Raw genomic sequence first — 23,974 nt, forward strand, 5'->3', positions numbered from 1 at the left:
CCATGAGACTTCTGGTTGCGGAAGACGAACCCAAAATAGGTATTTATTTGCAGCAAGGACTCACCGAGGCGGGGTTCAATGTTGATCGTTTTACCAATGGCAAAGACGCGCTTCAGCACGCCTTGAGCGAGGCGTATGACCTGCTGATTCTCGATGTGATGATGCCTGGGCTGGATGGCTGGGAAGTACTTCAGAAAGTGAGAGCATCCGGAAAAAATGTCCCTGTGCTTTTCCTCACGGCGCGAGACCGAGTTGAGGATCGGGTAAAAGGACTTGAGCTGGGGGCTGACGATTACCTGATCAAACCCTTCGCATTTTCTGAATTGCTGGCTCGCGTCAGAACGCTGCTGCGTAGAGGTACCACTGCCCCCTCCCAAACCCATATGAAATTGGCTGATTTGGAGGTGGACCTCCTCAAACGCAGGGTTATCCGCGCAGGCAAACGTATAGATCTAACGGCCAAAGAGTTTGCGTTGCTCGAATTGCTGCTCCGTCGTCGAGGTGAGGTTCTGCCCAAGTCGCTTATTGCTTCCCAGGTCTGGGACATGAACTTTGACAGCGATACTAACGTCATCGAGGTTGCTGTCAGGAGGCTCAGAGCAAAGATTGATGATGATTTTGAGGTCAAGCTTATCCACACCTCTCGAGGCATGGGGTACATGCTGGATGCGCCGGATTCGGGGACGGGGTCGGAATGAAGCGAATGTCCCTGACTACGCGCATGAGCCTGATGTTCATGCTAGCTGTAACGGCTGTGCTCACCGTCGCTGGACTCAGTTTTAACAACCTCAGCCGGCATCATTTCAAGATGCTGGATCAGCAGGCGCTGAACGAAAAGCTTCACTCGACGCAAAGAATTTTGACTGGGTTGAACAGCATTGATCAATTCAGTGATGTTAAGCCTGAGCTGGAGGCACTGCTTGGTGCTCATCGTGATTTGACAGCTCTTATCATCGATGGTGACGGTAAGCTCCTGTTTGCTGACCCAGGTCCGATCGTAGTTCCTGAAGACTTCCGAACGGTCACAAACAGCAATGTCTGGGAGTGGCGAGACCAGGAGCAGATATTTCGAGGCGTGACGGCGCAAGCCATAGTGACGGGGCAGGACAAGCCATTGACAGTGATGTTGATCTTTGATGTTACTCAACATATGGCCTTCTTCGAGACGCTTGAACGATGGTTTTGGATAGGACTGGTGATAAGCGCGCTGGTCAGTGCTGCACTGGGCTGGATGGTAGCGCGTAGTGGACTACGACCTATTCGCCTAGTCACTCAGGTAGCAGCTTCGATGTCAGCTAAATCGCTCAAAGAGCGTATTCCATTAGGTCCCGTTCCCCAAGAGCTCCAGCAGATGGTGCTCTCGTTCAACGCAATGTTATCTAGACTGGACGATGCGTTTGTTCGTTTATCGAACTTCTCTGCGGACATTGCTCACGAATTACGGACACCCGTTAGCAATTTGATGACTCACACTGAAGTGATTTTATCTAGAAAAAGAAATATTGAGGACTACGAGGACAATCTGTACTCAAATCTTGATGACTTGAAACGTATGGGACGTATGATTGATGACATGCTTTTTCTAGCGAAATCAGATAACGGTCTAATTACACATGAAAACAAACCGATTGACCTGGTAGCAGTAGTAGAGAAATTACTCGAGTACTACCGTTTGCTGGCTGATGAGCGAGGGATCGACCTGAAGGTCACAGGCAGGGGTAGCGTCCGAGGTGACGTACTCATGCTCGACAGGGCCATCTCTAATCTGCTCTCAAATGCGCTCCGGTACACCCCCGAAGGAAAGTGTATTACTGTCGATATTCGGCAGAAAGGAACTTCAATATCAGTCTCTGTGGAGAACCCGGGAGAGCCCATTGCGTCCGAGCATCTTGAAAAGCTGTTTGATCGATTTTATCGCGTGGACCCAGCTCGCAGAGAAGGAAGTCCAAGTAATGCAGGGCTAGGTTTATCGATTACTCGATCTATCATTGAAGCGCATGACGGAAAAATATGGTGTACGTCGTTAAACGGAATAACAGCCTTTCATATTGAACTCCCATGTGCTGATGCAAGAAAGGTCTAAGACACCTTGTTCATATGTATGCAGGCAACATGTGGTTAGCTCAATAGGATCGTTTTTGGATGAGAGAAAACTCTTGGAGCGTTCCAAAGAAAGTCGCGTATTTGGCGCCGTATCCGGGCAGATCAGTGCCAAAAACCCGCCCCAAGCTGACTGAAATGTAATCGAACAGTTTGCGTTCATGTGGCATCGTGTACTCGCACTGTGACGTTGGAAATCTTGTGATTCCTCCCTGTCCAGCCGGCCCTAGAACACGGAATTTGCTAGGTATTCGTCAGTGGTTTTAACGAGCGTCAAAAAGTAAAAAACTAGATATTCCCTAAAAACCTAGAACCAACAGCTTTTGCTGTCAGGAGTCTTGCATGTCATTCCTTAAAACTACCACCGTAGCTGTTGCGCTGACTGCGGGTTTGCTTCTGAGTGCAGTTGCTCAGGCGCATCCAAAGCTGGTTTCTTCTACTCCCGCTGAAGGATCGGATGCGGCGGCTCCGTCTAAAATCGAACTGCACTTTTCTGAGAATCTAACGACTCAGTTCTCTGGTGCAAAGCTGATTATGACCGATATGCCTGGTATGCCGAATTCACCTATGGGCGTAAAAGCTAACGTGGCAGGTGGCGGTGATCCGAAGACGATGGTTATTACACCCGCATCCCCATTGACCACGGGTACTTACAAAGTCGAATGGCGTGCCGTTTCCTCGGACACTCACCCGATTACCGGCAACTTTTCTTTCAAAGTGAAATGATTCATGAGCGACTCATTAAATATCGTTGTTCGCTTTGCTCTTTATTTCGACCTGATGCTGTTATTTGGACTGGCAATTTTTGGTCTTTATAGCCTCAGGGGAAAAGAAAGAATATCGGGAACAGTTTTGAATTTTGAGTCGCTTCTTTACAGTACTTCTGCTGTAGGTGTAGCTCTGTCCCTTGCCGCCATGTTGTTACTTGCGAAAGCAATGAGTGGCGTGTCGGGTTTCATGGAGCTACATCACCATATCTTTCAAATGGTTCTCATGGGGACTGACGTCGGTTTGACCTGGATGGTCCGAATAGGGGCGTTGGTGACGGCCATTATTGGCGTTTCCCTGAACAAGCGCTTTCCAACACTGAGTCTTTGGATTGTCACTGTCTGTGGCGCGATTGCGCTAGCGACGCTGGCATGGACAGGGCACGGAGCAATGGACGAGGGGAGCCGTCGCTACTGGCACTTTATTAGCGATATCTTCCATCTTTTGGCCGCAGGCGGTTGGTTGGGTGCGCTAGCGGCATTTGCCCTGCTGCTGCGTTTGAAATCACTGAAAGGTGAGCGAGAAGCACGAATTCTTGCTCGGGTACTGACAGGGTTTGAATCGGCCGGCGCGGTGATTGTAGTGATCATCAGCATTACGGGAGTGGCGAACTACCTATTTATCGTTGGGCCAAATCTCGATGAGGTGATGCTCAGCACTTATGGCGAGTTGCTATTTTTGAAGGTCCTGCTCTTTGCCGGGATGATCGTATTAGCGACGCTCAACCGTTTTCACCTAAGCCCGCTCTTGGAACGTTCTGTTCGAAATGGAGACTATGCTGTCGCGGTCAATGCCTTGCGCCGTAGCATGAAGCTCGAATTTTCAATGGCAGTCATCATTATTTGTCTAGTCGCATGGTTAGGTACTTTAAGCCCGGTCATGGAAATGAGCGCGGCATAGCGGTTGGTGATGGCCGACTAAGGAGTCTCAAGGGTGAATTGTAAGGGCCATTTGCACCGTCTACACTCCAGCTCATGAAACGCTACCTGCGGTTTTGCCTAATTTTCCTGATTAGCTTGGCGCTTCCCCTCAGCGGGATGGCGGGTGTTCAGACATCGATTGAACCATGCCCGATGAAAACCATGGGCATGGCGATGATGGATGGTATGGGGCAAGACTGCTGCCACGACATGAAAAGTCCCACCGAGCATGGCAAACCTTGTAAGCCCGGTCAGGAATGCAAAACTGGCGGCATGTTGCAAGTATCGATCATCAAGCCTCCTATCACCCTGTCCAGTCCTCTCATTCTATCATTCTCCAGCCATTTCCCGCTCGTACAAACCTCTTCAGGGGTATGGCGACCCCCACGTACTTGATTCCTGTACCACACTGAGCCTCATTCCGCGTTAGCGGGATGGCATATCTGCGCGCATGTCTTATGAAGCGCGCGGTGGATCATCACAGGAATCGTGAACATGAACTCCAAGTGCTGTTGCACAGGTTGGTCCTTCCTGGCCGGCCTGGCGGCAAGCGTACTTGCATTGCCGAGCTTCGCTAGCGCATTGACATTCGATGAAGCGCTGCGTCTGGCCGAAAACAATGCACCATCGTTGACCGCACAAGACGCCAAAATTCAAGCAGCCACTAGCGCGGCCATTCCCGCCGGCGAACTACCCGATCCCAAGCTACTGCTGGGCGTGCAGAACTACCCCATTGGTGGACCCGACAGATGGAGCATCGACCAGGACTTCATGACCATGCAAGTGGTCGGGATTAGGCAGGAGATGCCCAACAGCGACAAGCGCAAAGCACGTATCGAGGTCGCGGATGCGGCTGTTGATCGAGCGTCAGCCGAGCGTCGAGTGGCGCGTCTGAACGTCCGACAGTCCACGGCATTAGCCTGGATCAGAAGCTACTCGGTTGAGCGTAAAGATGCGTTGTTCCAGGACTTCTACAAAGAAAACCGTCTTCTGACCGATACCGTCAGAGCTCAGATTGCGGGTGGCCGAGCCCAACCCGCCGATGCGGTGACACCTAAACAGGAAGCTGCTCAACTGGCTGAGCAGCAGGATGATTTAGTTCGTCAACGTGCACAGGCCCGGGCCGCCCTCAAGCGCTGGATTGGCCCTGCCGCCGATGACAAACCGGTAGGCGGTTTGCCTGATTGGCCTATTGAGACCTCAGGTTACTCCCATAAGCTGCAACATCACCCCGAATTAGCGGCTTTTGTGCCGATGACCCGTGAAGCACAAGCCAAGATCCGTGAAGCTGAGGCGGAAAAGCAGTCTGACTGGAGCTGGGAATTCGATTATCAGCACCGAGGCCAACAATTCGGTGACATGGTCAGCGTGCAGTTTTCATGGGATCTCCCGCTGTTCCCTAACTCTCGGCAAAACCCCAAGATTGCGGCCAAGCACGCCGAACTAAACCAGCTTGAGGCTGAGCGCGAAGCCCTGTCACGCGAGCATACCCAGCAACTGGAGGATGAGTTGGCTGACTACGAGCGCCTCAATCGTGCAGTCAGCCGTAATCAGGAAAGCTTGTTGCCGTTGGCTAAAGAAAAGGTCGAACTCACGATGGCCAGCTACCGCTCCGGCAAGGGTGATTTGAACTCGGTTGTTGCCGCCCGACGCGAACTCATCGAAGCCCGTCTCAAGCAGGTTGACGTTGAAGAGCAACGTGCCCTGACCAGCGCTCGCCTGTATTTCTCTTACGGGGAGTCCGCTCAATGATTTTTAAATTATGGAAAGGGACTTTAATCATCGGCATCTCGATTGCCTTGGGTGTTGCCGGGGGTTACTGGTTAGCCCAACCGCGAATGAGCGGAGTAGCTGGTGTCGTACCGGATCATGAACCCAAAGCCTCTGCCGATCGAAAAGTTCTGTATTGGTATGATCCCATGTACCCACAACAGAAATTCGATAAACCGGGTAAGTCACCCTTCATGGACATGCAGATGATCCCTCAATACGCAGATACCAAGGGGGACAGCGCTGCCATTCGAATTGATCCAAGCCTGACTCAGAACCTTGGTGTGCGACTGGCTAGTGTCAGTCGAGGCGTATTTGCCTCGACACTGAACGTGGTAGGTGTGCTGGCCTTCAACGAACGGGACGTTGCAGTCATTCAGGCCCGTACAGCGGGTTTTGTCGAGCGTGTGTATGCCCACGCACCTGGTGATGTGCTGAAAGCGAATGCCGCCTTGGCAGATATCTTGGTGCCGGAGTGGGCAGCTGCTCAGGAGGAATTTCTCGCCCTCAAGCGTAGTGGCGATGCTGGCTTGCTGACAGCGGCCCGGCAGCGACTGCGGCTAACCGGAATGCCACTTACGTTAATTGCTCAAGTTGAGCGCACTGGCAAAGTTCAATCGAACCTGACGCTGACCAGCCCTATTGGTGGTGTGCTTCAAGAGCTGAGTGTGCGTGAAGGTATGACGGTGGCCGCAGGCGAGACGTTGGCTCGTGTTAATGGTTTGAGCAGTGTCTGGCTGGCCGTGGCTGTACCAGAGGCGGAAGCTGGGTCAATCGTAGTAGGGCAAGCAGCTGAAGCGCGTTTATCCGCATTCCCTGGAGTTGTGCTCAAGGGCGTCGTCAGTGCGATTCTTCCGGAAACCAGTTCGGACAGTCGCACACTTCGCGTTCGAGTTGAGTTACCCAATCCAGATGGCCGACTCAGACCAGGTTTGACCGCACAGGTAAGCCTCAATCGTTCAACGGAGCAAAGTGTTCTGTGGGTGCCGAGCGAGGCCGTCATTCGTACCGGTCGACGTGCGTTGGTCATGCTCTCTGAAGACGCTGGTCGATATCGCCCGGTGGAGGTGCAGCTAGGCCAGGATAACGATGGCAAGACGGCGATATTGAAAGGCTTGGAAGAGGGGCAGAAAGTGGTGACCTCTGGCCAGTTCCTGCTCGACTCGGAGGCCAGTCTCAAGGGCGTTGTCGCAAGCTCATTGGACGTTTCGCCATCTACTATGCCCGTTGGCGCTTTGCATGAGGCCGATGGTCAGATCGTTGAGATCAACGACAAAGAAGTCACGCTCGCCCACGGTCCCTTCAAGACATTGGGTATGCCAGGCATGACGATGACTTTCCCTCTCGCCACTCCTGCTCTGATGAAGGGCCTAAAAACGGGCGACAAGGTTCGGATCGCTGTTAGCCAGACGGACGATGGTCTGCGTGTTGAACGTCTGGAACGCTCTGGGGGCCAGCCATGATTGCGGCCCTTATTCGCTGGTCGGTGGCCAACCGCTTTCTTGTGTTGCTGGCGACGCTGTTCGTCACGGCATGGGGGATCTGGGCGGTTCAAAGTACGCCCATCGATGCATTGCCAGACCTGTCGGATGTTCAGGTAATTATCCGTACACCTTACCCAGGCCAAGCCCCACAGATCGTCGAAAACCAGGTGACCTATCCACTGGCAACCACCATGCTCTCGGTACCTGGGGCCAAGACTGTGCGCGGTTACTCCTTCTTTGGCGACAGCTTCGTTTATGTGCTGTTCGAAGACGGAACTGACTTGTACTGGGCCCGCTCGCGGGTGTTGGAATACCTGAGCCAGATACAAAGCCGCCTACCAGCCAGTGCTAAGCCAGCCTTAGGACCTGATGCCACTGGCGTTGGCTGGATTTTCCAGTACGCGTTGGTTGATCGCAGCGGTGGGCACGATCTGGCGCAACTGCGAGCCCTACAGGACTGGTTTCTCAAATTCGAGCTCAAGACGCTGCCGAACGTTGCGGAAGTTGCCACCGTAGGTGGCATGGTCAAACAGTATCAGGTCCAGCTCGATCCGCTAAAGTTGGCGAACTTGGGTATCACGCAGTCTGAGGTGACCGAGGCGATCGGCAAAGCCAATCAGGAAACCGGTGGAGCCGTGCTGGAAATGGCGGAGACAGAGTTCATCGTACGAGCTTCCGGCTACCTAAAGACGCTCAATGACTTTCGCGCCATCCCGCTCAAACTGGGCGCGGGCAGTGTGCCGGTCACGTTGGGCGATGTTGCCACGATTCAGTTAGGGCCTGAGATGCGTCGAGGCATTACCGAACTCGACGGTGAAGGTGAGACCGTCGGCGGCGTGGTGATTCTGCGCAGCGGGAAGAATGCTCGTGAAACCATTGCGGCGGTCAAAACCAAACTCGACGAGCTGAAAAGCAGTCTGCCGGCGGGGGTTGAAATCGTCACCACCTACGACCGCAGCAAGTTGATTGATCGTGCCGTGGAAAACCTCAGCCACAAGCTGATCGAAGAGTTCATCGTCGTCGCGTTGGTCTGCGGAATCTTTCTCTGGCACCTGCGTTCATCTCTGGTGGCAATCATTTCCCTGCCGGTTGGGGTGCTGATCGCCTTCATCGTGATGCGCTATCAGGGTATCAACGCCAACATCATGTCCCTTGGCGGGATTGCCATCGCCATCGGCGCTATGGTCGACGCTGCCGTGGTGATGATTGAAAATGCCCACAAGAAGGTCGAGGCTTGGCACGTGGCCAATCCTGGGGAGGAACTGAAAGGTGAACGTCATTGGCACGTGATGACTGAAGCGGCTGCCGAGGTAGGACCTGCATTGTTCTTCTGTCTGCTGATCATCACCCTGTCGTTCATTCCGGTGTTCACGCTGGAGGCTCAGGAAGGACGTCTATTCGGTCCATTGGCGTTCACCAAAACCTACGCTATGGCCGCAGCGGCTGGACTGTCGGTAACTCTCGTACCGGTGTTGATGGGGTATTGGATTCGTGGACGAATTCCCAATGAGCAGCAGAATCCGCTAAATCGCTGGTTGATCCGGATCTACGAACCCGCTCTGGACGCCGTATTACATCGACCTAAAATAACGCTGCTGGTTGCGTTGCTAGTCTTTGTCAGCGCGTTGTGGCCGATCTCTCGTCTGGGTGGTGAGTTTCTTCCCCCGCTGGACGAAGGGGACCTGCTCTATATGCCATCAGCTCTGCCTGGATTATCGGCGCAGAAGGCCGCGCAACTGCTTCAACAGACTGACCGTCTGATAAAGACAGTTCCAGAGGTCGAACACGTTTTCGGCAAAGCCGGCCGCGCTGAAACCGCGACTGACCCAGCACCTTTGGAAATGTTCGAAACCACCATCCAATTCAAACCACACGAACAGTGGCGCCCAGGCATGACCCAGGAAAAGCTCGTTGAGGAGCTAGACCAAGCGGTGCGTGTCCCAGGATTGACCAACATCTGGATACCGCCGATTCGTAACCGCATCGACATGCTGGCCACTGGCATAAAAAGCCCTATTGGTGTGAAGGTTGCCGGTACCAACCTGACGGAGATCGATGCCGTCACCCAAGCCATCGAACGTGTTGCCAAGGATGTCTCAGGTGTGAGTTCAGCGTTGGCCGAACGACTGACCGGTGGCCGCTATATTGATGTGGATATCGATCGTAAAGCTGCGGCCCGCTATGGGTTAAATATTGCCGATGTGCAATCGATCGTGGCCGGCGCAATCGGCGGTGAAAACGTCGGGGAGACGATTGAAGGGTTGGCTCGTTTCCCAATTAACGTACGTTACCCTCGTGAGTGGCGGGATTCACTCGGCGCTCTGGAGCAGTTACCTATCTATACCCCTCTAGGCAGCCAGATCACTCTTGGCACCGTTGCGAAGATCAAGGTCAGCGATGGTCCGCCGATGCTTAAGAGTGAGAACGCCCGACCTTCAGGCTGGGTGTATATCGACGTGCGGGGACGGGATATTGCTTCGGTAGTCGCCGATCTACGACGGGTCGTCAGCGAGCAGGTTAAGTTGCAGCCTGGTATGAGCCTGAGCTACGCAGGACAGTTCGAATTTCTCGAAAGGGCCAACGCACGACTCAAGCTGGTGGTGCCTGCCACGCTGTTGATCATCTTCGTGCTGCTTTATTTAACCTTTGCTCGCTTCGATGAGGCCTTGCTGATCATGGCCACTCTGCCATTCGCACTGACTGGTGGGGTATGGTTTCTCTATCTATTGGGATTCAACCTGTCGGTCGCCACTGGTGTCGGCTTTATCGCTTTGGCCGGTGTTTCTGCCGAATTTGGCGTAATTATGCTGCTTTATCTGAAGAACGCCTGGGCTGAGCGTGAAGACCTCGGCGATAGGACCGAGCACGGGCTGATGGCCGCGATTCGTGAAGGCGCTGTCCAGCGCGTTCGGCCCAAAGCCATGACTGTGGCTGTCATCATTGCTGGCTTGTTACCCATTTTGCTGGGCAGCGGGACCGGCAGCGAGGTGATGAGCCGAATTGCGGCACCCATGGTTGGAGGCATGATTACCGCGCCCTTGCTGTCGCTGTTTGTCATTCCGGCAGCCTATCGACTGATGCGTCGCCGGCACCTCTCAGTTGAGCCCATCAATCCTCAAGAAAAAGTCGTATGAAACTGACCCTGATTGCAGTTGCAAACACCGTATTTGCGCTGTCTCTTTCGGCCCACGCGTAGGACATGCCGGGCATGAAAATGTATGAATGGAATGCAAGCTCATTTAATGACAATGGCTAAGTGATTTAACGTTCGACTTTTGCAGAGCGTCGCAGCTCTTTTTTTGAGCCAGCCAATCACGAGCTGATAATAACAATACCCCGTCAGCTGGTCCCTCAAGCTTTACGGAGCTGCCAGTCGTGTTGTCTTTAATTATCACAGTAGGAGTTGCCGTAATGCCCGCTTTGAGGGCCTCCTCGACCTGTTGGCCAACATGCCGGGCGATCACTTTGTCGGTAGCTGCACAGGACAATAAGTCCTGGTAAGTAACATCAACGACGTTCAGATGCCCATTGAAACCCTCACCGTTGCTACGGGTCCGGTCAAAAATCTGGTCAATGGCTTGCCAGAAGGCAGGTGCGCCACCAAGCGCCCCCGCACATTCAGCGAGCTTGGCTTCGTGTAATGCGGTCGGACCGTGCACATCCAGTGGCAGATGATGCCACTGCAGGTTTACATCCTTCTGCTGCTGTATCCAGGTTTTCAACGCAGGTGTGTACGTCTTGCAGTAGGGGCACTCCAGATCCGCGAACTCAGTCACAGTCCAGCGTGCTTTGGAAGGACCAAACAACCACGGGCCTGTGTTGTGCGGGGATGGTATCTCACTTCGAGTGAGGGCTAAGCAGGCCATCGATGTGCCTGCCAAAACGCACCCCAGCATCAACCAATATTTGCGAAGGCCTATCATGCCCGAGCCTCTGCTGGCTTCGATGAAAGCAGCGCTTGTTTACGAAGGGCCTCAAGAAGAGCGTTCTCAGCATTCTCGGGTTGTGGGTGCTGTAGCAGCCAATTGGCTAACACCGCGTGAAGTTGGGACTCGATGTCACGACGATCCACCGCACGAACCAAAACCTGTTGCAGTTGCTCTATCAAAACGGGGGCACACACCTCAAGGGTTTGAAGGGCGTCTTCACCCGGTTGTTCAAGCAGCTGGGTCAGACTTTCTATAAGGTTCTGGGTCAGGGAATTCAATGCTCTCATGCTTGGCGCTCCAAGGCCGTGACTTGCTCGGGGAAAGTAATGATGTGAGGTTCGATACCGCGATAGCGGTCAAGCGTTGCAGCAACTTCAATGGCCGCATCCAGCTCGCTGCAGCCTTTGGCTTGCATGATGTCGAAGCGTTGCTTTTTCTCTTCCGGCTCGGTCATGGCCAGGGCCAGATACAAACTCGGTGGTACCGCCCGGAATAACATTTCCATGCTTTTGGACAACACGACGCCCTCGGTGAATTTGCCGCTTTCTTTACGCGCTGACAGCATCATCGACTTCTGTGCAGGAGTCAGTTCACGAAACCGCGCGATCTTCTCCACCTCATCAGGCGGCATGTTTAAGCACATCCACCACTCGATCATGTTGAGCAGGGCTGAGGCCTCTGGCGGCACGTCGTCAACGTTCTGGGTGGCCATCCAGAACCAGGCGCCGAGCTTTCGCCACATTTTGGTAATCTTGACGGAGTAGGGGGATAGGAGTGGGACCTTCAACTGGATGTGGCCTTCGTCGGTGAAGCAGATCAGCGGACGGCCTTTAAACTGGTCACGCTCGGCAATGTTGTTGACCGTGTTGAGCAGGGAAATATAAGCGATGGCCATCTGTGCGCTATAGCCTTCTCGCGCATAGGTGGCAAGGTCGACAATGGTAATGTCCGCTTCTGGCCATGGGGTGCCAGGACGGTTGAACATGTCGCCTTCGGTGCCCATACAGAACATGGACAAGGCTTCCGCCATCTCCAAGAATCGTGAGCTTCGGGCGTCTGGAATACCGGGCTCGAGTCCCATTTCTCGCAGCGCTTCACGGATATCTTCCGGCAGAACGATACGTTGCTCCGTCACGCATTTTTTCGCTGCATTCAGTATGCATTGGCGGATGGCGCTACGGTCGGCACGAGTAAGACGGGCATCCTCTTTTTCTTCACCACCGGTGATCATCAGCCTGGCCGCAATTTCCATCTCGCCCAGGATGTCGCGTTGTTCATCCTCGGTCTGGCTAGTCAGATGTTCGTCCGACGCCTCAAGATCATCAGCTTGGATAATCTTCACGTTTTGGCTGGGTTCGATGAGCTTCACGGCATCAGCGAATGGCGCGAGGCTGACACCCGATCCAGGTGCAAGTCGAACCCGGTTTACCGTCAAACCCAACTTTTTGGCGAAATCACCGAGTAAGCCGAAGCTGTTGCCAGCCTCCACAATGAATAGACGTGGCCGATAGATGGCGATGATTTGGCTAAGGATGTTTGTCGCGCTGGCCGATTTACCTGAACCCGTAGGCCCGAAAATGAACAAATGCGCGTTCATCTGCCGGTCCAGCTTGTTCAGCGGGTCGAAGGTTATCGGCGCTCCCCCACGGTTAAACAGGGTAATACCCGGGTGCCCGGTTCCGGTCGACCTACCCCAGACGGGGGCCAGGTTCGCAATGTGTTGGGCGAACATCAGTTGTGCGTACCACTCCAGTGCTTTGCGCGCATTGGGGTCGAAGTTGCCGGGTAGCCATCTAAGGTAGGAGTTCAGCGGTGCCACTTCATCCCGAGGTTCCACCGGCTCCATGCCCGCACCCAGCAATGCGCTGCTGAGTTGCAAACTGCGTTCGTGCAGCTGGGCATCATCTTTACCCCGCAGGTAAAACGCTACGCTACCTCTGTACAGCTTGTGCTTGCGCCCGAGCAACTGACGGGCGGTGGCGACGTCTTCGCGTGTCAGGATCGAGGCCTGAGTGTCTCCAACTGCCTTGCGTGAAAGCTGTTCCAGATGCCCTTCGAGAATGTCCTGCGGGGTGATCACGAGAGTGATACAGAGAATGGTGTCCTCTGGCATTTTGTCGAACAGTGCGTTGAGCGCATCACCGCCCTTTCGGGTTTCACCGGTTAAGTGCCCGGTCTTGGGAGCATCCCTCAAGCGGTCAAGCATCACCACCTGATGGGGAAGGCCGTCGAAATACCACAGACCTTTCTCTATATCTGACAGTGGTTCGCGATAAAACAGGTTTTGCGAGAAGTCAGTGCCGCTGGCGAGCGGCAGCTCGCCCTCTGCAGCACCAGGTGCTTGCTTGCACACCAATTCGTAGAAGCGGCGAATATCTGCATCGGCAGGGCCAAGATGATCGGGACGTGGATTGAACCAATGAATCAGCCAATGGCGAATGGCGTGGCCATCCATGCGATGGGTTTTAATGCCGGCGTTCGCCAAGCCGCCCACCAAGCGATCGCAGATGATTTTCAGGTAAGGACCTGGTGCCTGGCCTCGCACATCCGCTTGCGCGCCTTGGGTACGGCGGTAGACAACAACACGGACGCGGCGCTGTTGGCCCCTCCAGGGCAGTTGGCTGACCTTGGTGTCTTCAAACAGCCCGCCTGGTTTGGAGATGGATTCCAGGTGTTGCTTCATCAGCTTCAAATAAAGCTCGGTGAATGCACTGCCTTGTGCGCGTGGTTGAACGTAGTCATGCAGTTGCTGAAGGTAATCGTCCCAGCTGGTTTCGTCCTGGGCATAGAGCTGAACCACCCAGGGTGAGGTTTCAAGCTCGTCGAAGGAGTCCTGGAGGGCGTTTTCCAGGGCGTCGCGGGCCTTGCGTAACCATTCGGGATCCCGACCTTCAGTACCAATCGGTGTCAGCTCAAAAAAGGCAGCACGAGACACGCCGTCTTCCAATAGCATGGCTTTTTCTGCAGGCAGGTAATCTACCCACGGCAGTAGGTCTACGAAGGAGGGGTTGACGTGGTATAGACGGTCAGCATCAGCGGTTGTGGCTGGCTTTTTCTTTGGGTTACGCCAATCGCTCGGCGAGGGAATACCCATGGCAGCAAGGCGTTCGTAGTAACGCTCTGTAGCAGCCTCAAACGTCTCGGTTGCTGGTCCCTGCACATCGTCAGATAACGGCGAACCTGGTGTTACGCCAGGTTCCACACGCTCTGTCGCCCGTCGCGTTTTGAATCGTTCAAAAAAACCCATCAATATGCCTCCGTGCGTTCGCCAGGCATGGCGTATTGCACCCGCTGATACAGCGGAAACACCGTGGTGTAGCCTGGGATCGGTGCCGGGTCTGAACCCGCTAAATGAGGAAAGACGTACATCACCAGGTCGGGATTGGGTAGGCGTTTAAATTGGCTGTAGATCTCGTTTTGTGCGGTACGTGTGAACATGGTGTTGTCTGTTTCCCTCGTCTCCAGAGGCCGACGAAGATCTTGGCGTGCATCGAGCAATTGGCGGCTGCTCGAGCTGCTTGAGCCGCTGGAGCCTTGATCCCAAACGTCCATCATTGTGCGGTCCCCATGGGGGAGCAATTCGTCTTTGTTGGTGGAACAGGCCGAGGCGAGTAGGGCGATGGCCAGGTATGCACCTAGTTTTAAGCCATGATTAGTCAAGCGCAGTCGAAACATGACGGGCTCCTGAGCGATAGTTGACCTTGCGGCCATTGAGTTCGTAATCGATGGTCAGTTGCTGGTCCAGGTGCACAGCTATCTTTGCCCCGGGTTGTACATACACCGCTGCGAAGGCTTGCCCGTAGAGTTTGTTGACCCAGCTGGAGACGTCATTGACGCCCTGGCCAATAATTTTGCCCATGGCTTCACTGCCCGAGCCGCCGACAGAACCGATGGTCCCGGACTGAGGGTTTATAAAAGAGCCGCTGTTTCCATCTGACTTGATGAGGGAGGCAGCACCTGCGCCGGCGGCGGTAATCAGTACCTGCGAGCCAATGTATTGCGAGGCGTTGCTTTTGCGGTCGCCACTGATACAAGGAATGCCATAGGCATCGCTTATCCAGCCCAGGCCACCCTGAATGGTGGTTTGGTTGCCATTGTTCTGATTGTTACTATTTTGACTGCTATTCGTTTCTTCCTGAGGTTGTGGCAGCGTGCGCACAGTGCCGTCATTGAAGACGAACGTCAGGCTTTTGATCTGACCGCGTACGCAAGACAGGGTCCAATCGCCGGAAGCCGTTCCGCTGGCCACCGCGCCGGCGACGTCGGGCAAGTCGATGCCGTTGGCCGTGAGATTGTCCGGCCCGATCAATACCTTGAACGGGTAGGGGTCGTTGACAGTGCCGTCAATGGGCACCCGGCCGATCAGCGCGGACATGGCCACCGAACCCATCAATGTCGAGTTCTGCGGCAAGGTGTAGACCTTGCGCACCTGTTTGCGGGCCTCCTGTGGCGAGATTTCATTCGCAACACTTTGAGCGCCCGTGCGCAGTGCATTTTGTCCTCGGTCCACGGACTCGCCAAAAGAGGTCGGGAAGTTGAAGCCGCTTGCCGTTTGATTTGTCCCTGCAGCGATGGGCTTGCCGTTGACATCGACCGGCGTTGCGTCCTGCGGCTCTATCCAAACAACGTCCGCGCCAGGTCCGCCTTTGAAGCCTTGACCGTCACCTGGCTGAACGCCGAAGCCGATCGGCAAATCAGATCCAGACTCATTGCCACTGCCCGATTTGCTGCTCAGGGTATTGTACTGCTGCTGCAGTGTGTCCAAGAGGGTTTGGCTCTGTTGTTGCGCCTCCTGCTTCATCGTTTGCTGAACGTTCTGCAGTTTGTTATCGACGTTGAGGTCGATGTTCTGCAGGCGTTTTTGCAGCTCGATGTTCTGTTGCTTTAGTTCGTCATTGTTCTTCAAAGCATTGGAGACTTGGTCCTTGAGTTGTCTGCTTTCCACGACAATGGTGCGCAATGTGTCGCTGGGTGTATCTCCGTCAACCCCAAGCTTTTTAGCCTCCTTCGTACTAAGTACAACCGTTTCCGGCGCATGAACCTGTTGGTCGGCACTTTCGCGATTGAATAATTTGACCACTACGTATATCGCCAGGATCGCGAACGGTATGACCAGGTATTTAACAAGTGGATTACTCTTCACGACGGCCTCCCTTCGGATCGATCTGGCTGATGGCGGCCGGCAATAACGATTCGGCTAGACCATGACCACGGGTCACCAAGTAGACCGTCGAGGTGTCGCTGGAATCACCTTTGGCGCCAAGGTAGGGATGCTGAAAAGTCGCGGTGACAAAGTCACCCATCAGGTCACGCGGATCCAATGTGAGGTTTTGGGCGCTTGTGTTACGTAGCTTCACCGCCGTGACCCAATACTCGTCTAACCGCCACGACCCCAACGCAGAGGCTTCGACCGGCAATATCGGCATTAGGGTGGTGAGGTCCAAACCGCGCTTCAGATTGATCTGAGCAATCCCCTCCACGGGCTCAACGGTGCGTAGGGGCGCGTAAAGCATCTGTGCGGCATAGCGCGTCATGACCACCGGAAGAGGGGTCTCACGACGCGGTTTCGGCGCGTCCTCATCCTCCTCGGCTTGAGCGCTGGCTTGGGCCGTGGAAGAAGTTGAATGGTTGCTTGTAGGTTTGGCGTTGACTTGGCCGTAACGCGGGGCGGGACTGTCCCCGGCTACAATTTTAGCCGGCTCGGATGCGACCTGATTTGGTTTCCCTACCGTTGCGATGATATCCACGAGCATGATCTCACCGGAGTTCATGTTCTGCAGCTGTAAGCGAGTCGGTTCAATCGGCTCTTTCGCCAACAGGTAGAGGGCACCACCGGTGCTCTGCACGCGCAGTTTGTCGACGAGGTTACGAGGCAGACCCACCCGTACGTTTTGGTCCACAAAGACAATACGCTCCTGACCCACGATCAAGGGCAGTGCTATAGGGATACGATCCCAGCGCAGGATTTCGACGGCGTTGGCCAACCCGCAGAAGTGAAGGGCTACGAGCCCGATGATCAGTAGGCGGCGTGTCATCATTTGCCTCCTGCTCTGGTCGTTTCTGCGGAGACTTCGATGCGTTGTGGATTACTGCTATAACAGTCCCAGGCCAAGCCGAATGGGTTTTTTTCGGGATCGACGTCGAATCGGATAATTCTTAACGGATAGCGAGCAAATGCCCGCTTTACGCGCTCCCCGCCGTAGTGCTCGTCAGCGGTGATGTCCAGGTTGACGGTCCAGTCATTGATGCTGTGCTGTTCAATATGTTGCTCAGACTTATCGTCGATGCCTCTGCCTGGAATTTCAAATACACCCCGCTCACGTTTGCGCAGTTCCCCGCTATTGCGGCGTAGCTCGAAATCTTTCTGCAAGTAGGCTTTGCAGCTGGGAGTCAGGTAGCTTTCCAAGCGGGTAATGTTGTCCTCGTAGTCGGTTTCACCGTCAACGGGCCAACGGTTCATCTGCTGAAAAATGTACAGACCGAAGGCGTATACCGACTCCGGTGGAATATCCCACCACTTACGGGTGCTACCTGAACGTAGATCTGGAGGTACATGAACAGTTAGGTCACGCGGTGCGCTCTGCCAGCCATAAGCCATGTACAGACCCAGGGCAATGAGAAAACCAATGACCATGCGCAGGCTGTTAATGTGGGCCAGTTGGGCGTCTACTTTTTTACGGTAAGTCATTGAACCTCCGTTCGATGACAGGTCCACGCACCTGTACGAGTAATCAGCAGGGCTTTATTCCAGGTAGGAAAGAACCGCGCGATGTTCAATTGCATCTGGCGGTATAGCCATGTATCAGGTCGGCCGCGTTTCCACCGACGCAAGAAACGACTGGCAAGAAACAGCCCTAGGACAGCACAGAGCATGGCGGCGCCGATGATAAGTGCCCAAATCTGGGTCAATATCGCGGCCGGAATACCGATAACCAGCCCTGCGCCGGTGCTCAACGCCAAGGTGGCCCACATTTCGTCAGCGGTAAGGCCGCCCATGATGACTGGCTGATTGTTCAATCGCACAGGGAGGAAAATCAGGGTCCCATCGTCTGAGAGTTCTGTCATGGCCACGGCTCTTTTAAAGAATATTTGAAGCCTTGGTGACCAGAAAAATGGCGACACCGAGGATGGCGACGCCAACGGCGGCTGTCGCCCCCAGATCTCCCCATTTTTTCTTGCCAAGTTGAATTTCGTGGTAGGTGCCGAAGGCATGCCAAGCAACGCCACTGAAAATGACTGCGCAGATGATGAGGCCAAGCAAAGTAAAACCGTCAAAGGCGTAGTTCTGCATGGTTTGCATCAGGTTAGAGCCTTCCCCCCGGGTAGGAGGCTGAGACTGCGGAAGAGCCGCCATGGCCAGTTGGGGGAGAGCAAGCAACCCGATCAGCATGCGGCCCGGTTTTAAGAATGAAGTCATGGTGTATCTCCCATAGGGTCAACTAAGAACAAATGTGGTGAGGATCATGCAAAGCAGTAGGATGCGGACGAGCGAGGTCGAGGCAATCGTTCGATCAAGGTTGCCAGTGGCCCATCCTCGGTAGCAGCTCCAGATAGCCCAGGCGCCCCACATAAAGATGATGGCTACAGCGACGCCGACGAAAAACAGGTAGCTCGTCGAGGCAGGAAATCCTCCTGCCGCTTGAAACGCAGCAGCCTGAGCGCCGCTCATGCTCATGGCTTGCGTCCTTCGGTCGTGTATTGGCCTGACAGCTCAACAGGATCACGAGGCTGGGCTCGGGTTGGGGTTAGATAGCCCTCCAACCCATGACGAATTCGAGCGATATCACCTGCTAGACGCTGGTAATCGAAGAAGTAACGCTTGCCAGGTTCGTCGGCCACTTGAGCGCTACGACGTGCGGTGTCCTCTAAGGCATTCAACTGGCGGATCATCACGTCCAGGTTGGCCTGTTCGGAGGCTGAAGCAGCGGTCGCATGAGAGACAGGCAGGCCGCATCCAAAAAGTGCGATGAGGCCTGGCAAGGCAAGTCGGCAAGTGAGTGCAGTGAGACGCGGGTACTGGATCACGGCTGGGCTCTAGTCATTCCTGATGCCGTCAGCTTGCCGTGATCAAGCTATGGTCGCCGCAAGAAAACCATATTCAGGACTGTAAGGATTTCTTCTGACGGTACTGACACCATCAATCACAGTGGATAGGGCGTTTGAAGAACAGCAGATACCCGATGGGCAAGGCGAATCCGTAAGCCCAGCCTTGGGCGTTTTGATTGCCAACCTTGACTTCTCCTTTGACCACGGGCTGCACGCTGACCAGCTCCCAGCCTTCGCTGCCTAATTGAGCAAGGCGGTTTTGACGTTCAGAATCTTCCAGAAAACCCTGGGTGTCGGGTTCAGTGGTGGGCTCTTCGGACTTGAACATGAAGAGCTTTTTGGTTCTGACAACGTACTGAAAGGGAGAGAACTCAGTGTGGTATTCAAATTTCTGACGGCCCATGGCGACGTCCTCAATGTGCAGAGCTACCAGGGTTTCAATAATAAGCGCGTGCCAGCAATCTGAAATAGTTTGTTGCTAAGCGCGTGATTTCTGAGGTTGGAGTGCAGAGGTCCGAGCATCGACATAGCGCTGCATGATAGAAAGCACCATTGAGTTCAACGCTAGGATCTTCATCCCTCGCGTCACCGCCACGTACAGCAAATTCAACTCGTCATCTTTACGACCTTGATCGATATCGGGTGAAAGCGGATCAGCGCTAAAGTCGTCATACAGGCTGACAAAGTCCCACTCCAGCCCCTTGGCCTTGTGCCCAGTCGTGAGTGTCACGGTGGCGTCGAGCTCGTTATCTACAGAGCGGGAACGTAGGGTTTGGATCCGCTGGGGCAGGTCCGGATAGGCTGTAATGATCTTGATCGATCGCAACATCTCCGTATCCTGGCTTACCTCGGCTATTTCCACGTACTGTGAAAAGTCCCGGTAATCTCTCAACAGCCTGCGGTTCTGCACCTCATGGTTACGGTTGCGGCTGAATAGGTATAAATCTTCCAGATCGCGTAGCGAGTAGCTGTCGATACCGCCGACCCAGAAAATCTTGGGGTTGCTTGCGACCAGCTGCAGGGCGTTCTCGATGACGCCGGTCACGGTACGATGGATAAACGTGCGATGCGGTAGCTCTTCAGGCAGAGCCCGTTTAACCAGGGTATTGCAACCTAACCCCTGCAGCTTTCGTGTCTCACCCTTGTAAAAAAGAATGATGTTGGCCACATGCGCGACGGCAGGGCCGAAGCGAAAGCTTTGGGTCAGGTAGTGACGTTCGGCGTCGGCCATCCAGTCGCTGTTGAGCGCATCTTCTGCGCCGCGGAAGCGATAGATCTGCTGGTGGGGATCGCCGACTGCCACCTTGCGGACCCGTTGTATTTTTACTATGTCGGCAATAACTGGGTTCACGTCTTGACCTTCGTCGAGCAGAATGGCGTTAAATCGTTCGCTCAGGTCGGGCTTGCTTAGCTGATACAGCTTCAAGTAAGCGTCATGGGTGATCGACATTGCTGTGTCCTGCAGATCGATCATCCGGTTCCAGATGGTTTTAGCCACGTTTAAAGCATTGTTCAGGAAACGTTCCTGGGCACTTGTGAGCATTCGTTGCCCCTGGAATCTGGGAAAATGCACACGGCCCAACTCGTCATCGGCGCTGGCCATGAAGTTGTTAAGCGTGCTGAGGACATCCCGCACGAGCTCCCAGTCCTGGGTGTTGATGGCCCTTGCGATGTCCGTCAGGCGTAAGTTATTGGTCTGCTTGGTGGCGTACTGACTGCCATAGACTGCATATGCGAGGCCATGCGCCGTCTTACACACCACGTTTCTGCGTGGAAAGCGGCCCCTGGCAGCGAGCTCGACGGATTTGTTGTAGCAGAGGTAGAGCATTTTCACCGAGGCGTGTTGTGTGGCGTAGCCCACCAGTGTGGTGGTTTTGCCGGTACCGGCAAAAGCCTGAACCAGTAGCTTGTCAGCCGTGGAATGGATGATGGGCTGCTGTTCTTGTGTCCACTGCATGGGCAGCTCCTAAAGGTATTTTTTGAAGCTTGAAACGGTGATGTAAACGGACACACCCAACAGCACGGCGCAGGGCAACAGAATCAAAAGGGGGCTGATGCTGATGGGGATGGCCAGGTAGACCGTCCAGGGCACGATGGTCAGCGGAATGATCGTCCCCCGGGCTTTGTGATACAGGTAACTTGACTCGCGGCCGGAGCCGAATTTTCGTAGATCACGCCGCACCAGGCCATCGACCAAGCCAGTGAACGCCGCCAGTGCGAACAGCGGAATCGTCAACGTCAGAATGACCATTCGCACACAGAAGGTCAGGACTGTGTATAACGCGGCTAAGCCATAGTCCTGGAATTTGATCATCGCCCGACCGAGTTCGTAGCGAAGGTTCAAGGTTCCCGTTTGTTGTGGTGATGTTGAGCGAGCGTACTGTGTCAGTGCATTTATATTGTCCTGCATGCCGGTTTTCACCATCAGCCAGTCATAGACCGTTTGTGCCAGCCAGGTTGCCGTACGCCCCGGTTCTTTGATGACAACGCTGTGCAGCAGATCCTGGGACAGCCAGCCCAGTTCATGTTGGAACATCTGCTGAGCATGTTTCCAGCCGGCATCCGGCCAGAACGTGTACATGCAAAGCCATTCAACGACGATGGCGCCGAGCAAGGAGCCGAACATCACCCCCAAGAAATGAAAAGGGGTAGAGAACAGCATGCCCAGGAAGTTTTTTTGACCTTCCTGCTGTTGCTGGGCTTTTTCCGCGATATCGGCCATGGCTCTGTTCCTTCAAGCCTATGCGGCTTTTCCGTTATTGGCCATCTGGCGGAAGTCGTCTACCAAGTCATCAGGAAGCGACTCACTTAGTGCGTCATATCCCGGTGCTTGCCACCAGTCGCTGCTGGTTCCGGATCCTTTACGCATGCCCTCAACCAAGGCCTGAAGATCCTTGGGCATCACTTCATCGGGATCGCTTGCCGGCAACGGCATACGAATCTTCCACAAATTCCCGCCCTCTATCAGGGCAAAGCATTGCCCCTTGGGTAGGGCAACCACATGCGCCGGTTCGATCATCGGTACGCTGACACTTTGGATCTGATCGTGAGTGTTAGAGGTGAAAGCGGTGTTGCCGTTAATAGCGTCGTTTGCACTGCTTGCTGGTGTACTGGTAAACCCCTGGACCTTTGGCAACTGGTTGGTCAGCAGCTCGGCGGTTGCAGTCTCACGTACACGTAACATGAACAGGTTGTTGAAGTTACCGATGACTTGGCCAGCTTTAGCCCGGTTACCGATTTTTGCCTCAATATCGCTCATGGTTTGGGTATAGGCCGTGACCTGCATGCCGGCACCACCGCCTTTGTTGATCATCGGTATGAATTCATCGCCCATCAGTTCGTTGAATTCGTCCGCATGTACGTTAATTGCTACCTTGCCGCCGGTGGCCCCGGGCAAGCCATCATCGATGCCAAACTTATAGATGTGACCCGCAACTGACACCAGGTCGCTGAACATCGAGTTGCCCACCGCTGCAGCTACCTCTGTATCAGATAAAGCGTCCAGGCCGACATAGACCACTGCCCGTTTGCGGATGATCTGCATCCAGTCAAAGATTGGTCGTGGGTCCTCAAGATCCATGTAGTCGGGAGATAGCAGCTCTGCAATCCGGCCTGTGGTCAGTTTTTCCAGCAATGGCAGAAGGCTGGCCACGATCTTGTCGAAATAGGTTTTGTCATAGCGTACGGCTGATCGCAGACCCTCCATCACTGGGTCGGAGATGCGTTGCTGAGTGAGGTACATGTCCAGGGCCACCACGCGTAGCGGTCGATCCTTCATGGCGAAACTGAGGTTCTTACGATCGATCTTTCCTTCCAGCTCAACGATGGTTTGCCAGGCTTTGGGATCATTTTCAGCAAAGTGCTTCTGCGCATACTCAATAAACAGCGCGTCAATGTTTGTCACATGCTTGAGGATCTGTTCATAGTCCGGCCGACGTCCCAGTGCCACGAGGGCGCGCGCGATGATGTTGACGAAACGCCAGGCGAATTCCCGGAATGCCGCGGAATTGCCTTCCCCCGAAAGTTGGCCGGCAATGCGGGTGGCAACCTCCGAGATCCGACCAAACCGGCCGACGGCGTTGTAGCGAGCGGAGTGATCGGGCCAGCCTAGGTGGAACACGTAGAATTCCTCCAGTCGGTTTGCGCGCTTGCATTCGATGTACATGCGCTTCAGGAGGTCTGCGTCGCCTTTAGGATCGAAGACAATCACCACTTCGCGGTCCAGGTCCATTTCTACATTGCGCTGGCTTCGATGAACGGGTTGCACGCGGCGCCCCATATGAACGCGGCGCCGGGGGCTACGGCGGGTACGCCTGATGTCTTGGGTGATAAACAACTCTGCCAAGCGGGTTTTTCCAACACGAGTAGTCCCCAATACAAGGGAGTGTCCAACCCGCTCACCCAGTGGCAGGCTGACATCCGCTTCGTTCGGCTCTATACCGTGTAAGCGCGGTAGCCCCCCGACTGGAGGAAGTGGACGCGCCGGGTTAAATGGCACATCCCACGAGGTAGCCTTTGACAGCAATTTGAGTGGAAAGGGTGCGAACTCCAGACGCTCCTCAATTCTGCGAGCAAAGGTATAGATAGACGTGGGCTCGACATACTCGGCGTACTTTGGGAGGTAAGTCTCCATCAACCGCTGAGTATGTTTTTGGGTCCAGCGAAAGCCTTTACCGATGAATAGCCGCTCATTGCTGACCGGCATGTCTTTGCTGGTCATGGTGTAGTGGGGTAGGCGCCGAATATTGCGCCGGTAACGCAGCACTACCAACGCTTGTTTGAGGCGGACGAACCCTAGACCCAGAAAGCCTGTACCGGCAACCATGCCGAATAAAGGCGTCAGAGCAACCGCCCAGGGCGCGAAAATACAGAGCAACGCCGCAGCGGCACATACGCAAACTGTGTACAGCTCAACAGCAGGGCGTAGTAACGACTCAATGGTGTAGGAGGTGGTCAT

Annotated in this window: 23 protein-coding genes; 8 read left to right on the top strand and 15 right to left on the bottom strand. The window is 54.4% G+C overall.

Annotation, left to right across the window (positions count from 1 at the left end; genetic code table 11):
- The first annotated feature begins 2 nt into the window (after positions 1-2).
- The 8 genes from AC3WKX_RS11660 to AC3WKX_RS11695 all read left to right on the top strand — a co-directional run bounded on the left by AC3WKX_RS11660 (position 3) and on the right by AC3WKX_RS11695 (position 10,176).
- Complete coding sequence (locus AC3WKX_RS11660) at positions 3-698, top strand: heavy metal response regulator transcription factor (RefSeq protein ID WP_008437429.1); 696 nt, start codon at positions 3-5, stop codon at positions 696-698.
- Positions 695-2,083 (top strand): copper resistance membrane spanning protein CopS, encoded by a 1,389-nt coding sequence (copS, locus tag AC3WKX_RS11665; RefSeq protein ID WP_008437425.1) that lies wholly within the window; start codon positions 695-697, stop codon positions 2,081-2,083. Before AC3WKX_RS11660 ends, copS begins: the two co-directional genes overlap by 4 nt.
- A 359-nt stretch (positions 2,084-2,442) precedes the next feature.
- The gene (gene copC / locus AC3WKX_RS11670; RefSeq protein WP_008437424.1) at positions 2,443-2,826 is read left to right on the top strand and encodes a copper homeostasis periplasmic binding protein CopC; all 384 of its coding nucleotides are present in this window, start codon (positions 2,443-2,445) and stop codon (positions 2,824-2,826) included.
- Between the two features lie 3 nt (positions 2,827-2,829).
- Entirely contained in the window at positions 2,830-3,768 is a 939-nt protein-coding gene (copD, locus tag AC3WKX_RS11675; RefSeq protein ID WP_008437423.1) for a copper homeostasis membrane protein CopD, read from the top strand.
- 74 nt (positions 3,769-3,842) lie between these two features.
- Entirely contained in the window at positions 3,843-4,184 is a 342-nt protein-coding gene (locus AC3WKX_RS11680; protein WP_073844967.1) for a hypothetical protein, read from the top strand.
- Between the two features lie 99 nt (positions 4,185-4,283).
- The gene (locus tag AC3WKX_RS11685; protein ID WP_008437421.1) at positions 4,284-5,540 is read left to right on the top strand and encodes a TolC family protein; all 1,257 of its coding nucleotides are present in this window, start codon (positions 4,284-4,286) and stop codon (positions 5,538-5,540) included.
- Positions 5,537-7,021, top strand: a complete 1,485-nt coding sequence (locus AC3WKX_RS11690; RefSeq protein WP_008437420.1) for an efflux RND transporter periplasmic adaptor subunit — start codon at positions 5,537-5,539, stop codon at positions 7,019-7,021. Before AC3WKX_RS11685 ends, AC3WKX_RS11690 begins: the two co-directional genes overlap by 4 nt.
- Positions 7,018-10,176: an efflux RND transporter permease subunit gene (locus AC3WKX_RS11695; protein WP_008437418.1), complete on the top strand. Its 3,159-nt coding sequence runs from the start codon at positions 7,018-7,020 to the stop codon at positions 10,174-10,176. Before AC3WKX_RS11690 ends, AC3WKX_RS11695 begins: the two co-directional genes overlap by 4 nt.
- A 105-nt stretch (positions 10,177-10,281) precedes the next feature.
- On the opposite strand, the gene AC3WKX_RS11700 is transcribed toward AC3WKX_RS11695, so the two are convergent.
- The 15 genes from AC3WKX_RS11700 to traD form a co-directional block, all read right to left on the bottom strand.
- Complete coding sequence (locus AC3WKX_RS11700) at positions 10,282-10,965, bottom strand: DsbA family protein (RefSeq protein ID WP_008437415.1); 684 nt, start codon at positions 10,963-10,965, stop codon at positions 10,282-10,284.
- A complete protein-coding gene (locus AC3WKX_RS11705) occupies positions 10,962-11,258 on the bottom strand; it encodes a hypothetical protein (protein WP_008437414.1) in 297 nt (98 codons plus the stop codon). The genes AC3WKX_RS11700 and AC3WKX_RS11705 overlap by 4 nt, the downstream gene beginning before the upstream one ends.
- Entirely contained in the window at positions 11,255-14,218 is a 2,964-nt protein-coding gene (locus tag AC3WKX_RS11710; protein ID WP_024073351.1) for a conjugative transfer ATPase, read from the bottom strand. Before AC3WKX_RS11710 ends, AC3WKX_RS11705 begins: the two co-directional genes overlap by 4 nt.
- Positions 14,218-14,646 carry a TIGR03751 family conjugal transfer lipoprotein gene (locus AC3WKX_RS11715; RefSeq protein ID WP_008437412.1) on the bottom strand — a complete coding sequence of 143 codons (429 nt, stop codon included), beginning with the start codon at positions 14,644-14,646 and terminating at the stop codon, positions 14,218-14,220. Before AC3WKX_RS11715 ends, AC3WKX_RS11710 begins: the two co-directional genes overlap by 1 nt.
- Positions 14,624-16,114: a TIGR03752 family integrating conjugative element protein gene (locus AC3WKX_RS11720; RefSeq protein WP_024073352.1), complete on the bottom strand. Its 1,491-nt coding sequence runs from the start codon at positions 16,112-16,114 to the stop codon at positions 14,624-14,626. The genes AC3WKX_RS11715 and AC3WKX_RS11720 overlap by 23 nt, the downstream gene beginning before the upstream one ends.
- Positions 16,104-17,006 (bottom strand): TIGR03749 family integrating conjugative element protein, encoded by a 903-nt coding sequence (locus AC3WKX_RS11725; RefSeq protein ID WP_008437410.1) that lies wholly within the window; start codon positions 17,004-17,006, stop codon positions 16,104-16,106. Before AC3WKX_RS11725 ends, AC3WKX_RS11720 begins: the two co-directional genes overlap by 11 nt.
- Positions 17,006-17,659, bottom strand: coding sequence for a PFL_4703 family integrating conjugative element protein (locus tag AC3WKX_RS11730; RefSeq protein ID WP_020302977.1), 654 nt, complete (start codon positions 17,657-17,659; stop codon positions 17,006-17,008). Before AC3WKX_RS11730 ends, AC3WKX_RS11725 begins: the two co-directional genes overlap by 1 nt.
- Positions 17,656-18,036 carry a TIGR03750 family conjugal transfer protein gene (locus tag AC3WKX_RS11735; RefSeq protein WP_008437403.1) on the bottom strand — a complete coding sequence of 127 codons (381 nt, stop codon included), beginning with the start codon at positions 18,034-18,036 and terminating at the stop codon, positions 17,656-17,658. Before AC3WKX_RS11735 ends, AC3WKX_RS11730 begins: the two co-directional genes overlap by 4 nt.
- A gap of 13 nt (positions 18,037-18,049) precedes the next feature.
- Complete coding sequence (locus tag AC3WKX_RS11740) at positions 18,050-18,388, bottom strand: TIGR03745 family integrating conjugative element membrane protein (RefSeq protein WP_008437401.1); 339 nt, start codon at positions 18,386-18,388, stop codon at positions 18,050-18,052.
- An 18-nt stretch (positions 18,389-18,406) separates the two neighbouring features.
- Positions 18,407-18,646: a TIGR03758 family integrating conjugative element protein gene (locus AC3WKX_RS11745; protein WP_008437400.1), complete on the bottom strand. Its 240-nt coding sequence runs from the start codon at positions 18,644-18,646 to the stop codon at positions 18,407-18,409.
- Positions 18,643-18,951, bottom strand: coding sequence for an integrative conjugative element protein, RAQPRD family (locus AC3WKX_RS11750; protein WP_178110642.1), 309 nt, complete (start codon positions 18,949-18,951; stop codon positions 18,643-18,645). The genes AC3WKX_RS11745 and AC3WKX_RS11750 overlap by 4 nt, the downstream gene beginning before the upstream one ends.
- 157 nt (positions 18,952-19,108) lie before the next feature.
- Positions 19,109-19,420, bottom strand: a complete 312-nt coding sequence (locus AC3WKX_RS11755) for a hypothetical protein (RefSeq protein WP_008437393.1) — start codon at positions 19,418-19,420, stop codon at positions 19,109-19,111.
- 75 nt (positions 19,421-19,495) lie between these two features.
- A complete protein-coding gene (locus AC3WKX_RS11760) occupies positions 19,496-20,974 on the bottom strand; it encodes a UvrD-helicase domain-containing protein (protein WP_008437391.1) in 1,479 nt (492 codons plus the stop codon).
- Between the two features lie 9 nt (positions 20,975-20,983).
- Positions 20,984-21,739, bottom strand: coding sequence for a TIGR03747 family integrating conjugative element membrane protein (locus AC3WKX_RS11765; RefSeq protein ID WP_008437388.1), 756 nt, complete (start codon positions 21,737-21,739; stop codon positions 20,984-20,986).
- An 18-nt stretch (positions 21,740-21,757) separates the two neighbouring features.
- Positions 21,758-23,974 (bottom strand): type IV conjugative transfer system coupling protein TraD, encoded by a 2,217-nt coding sequence (traD, locus tag AC3WKX_RS11770; RefSeq protein WP_102604873.1) that lies wholly within the window; start codon positions 23,972-23,974, stop codon positions 21,758-21,760.

The sequence above is a fragment of the Pseudomonas sp. GP01-A4 genome (assembly GCF_058780865.1).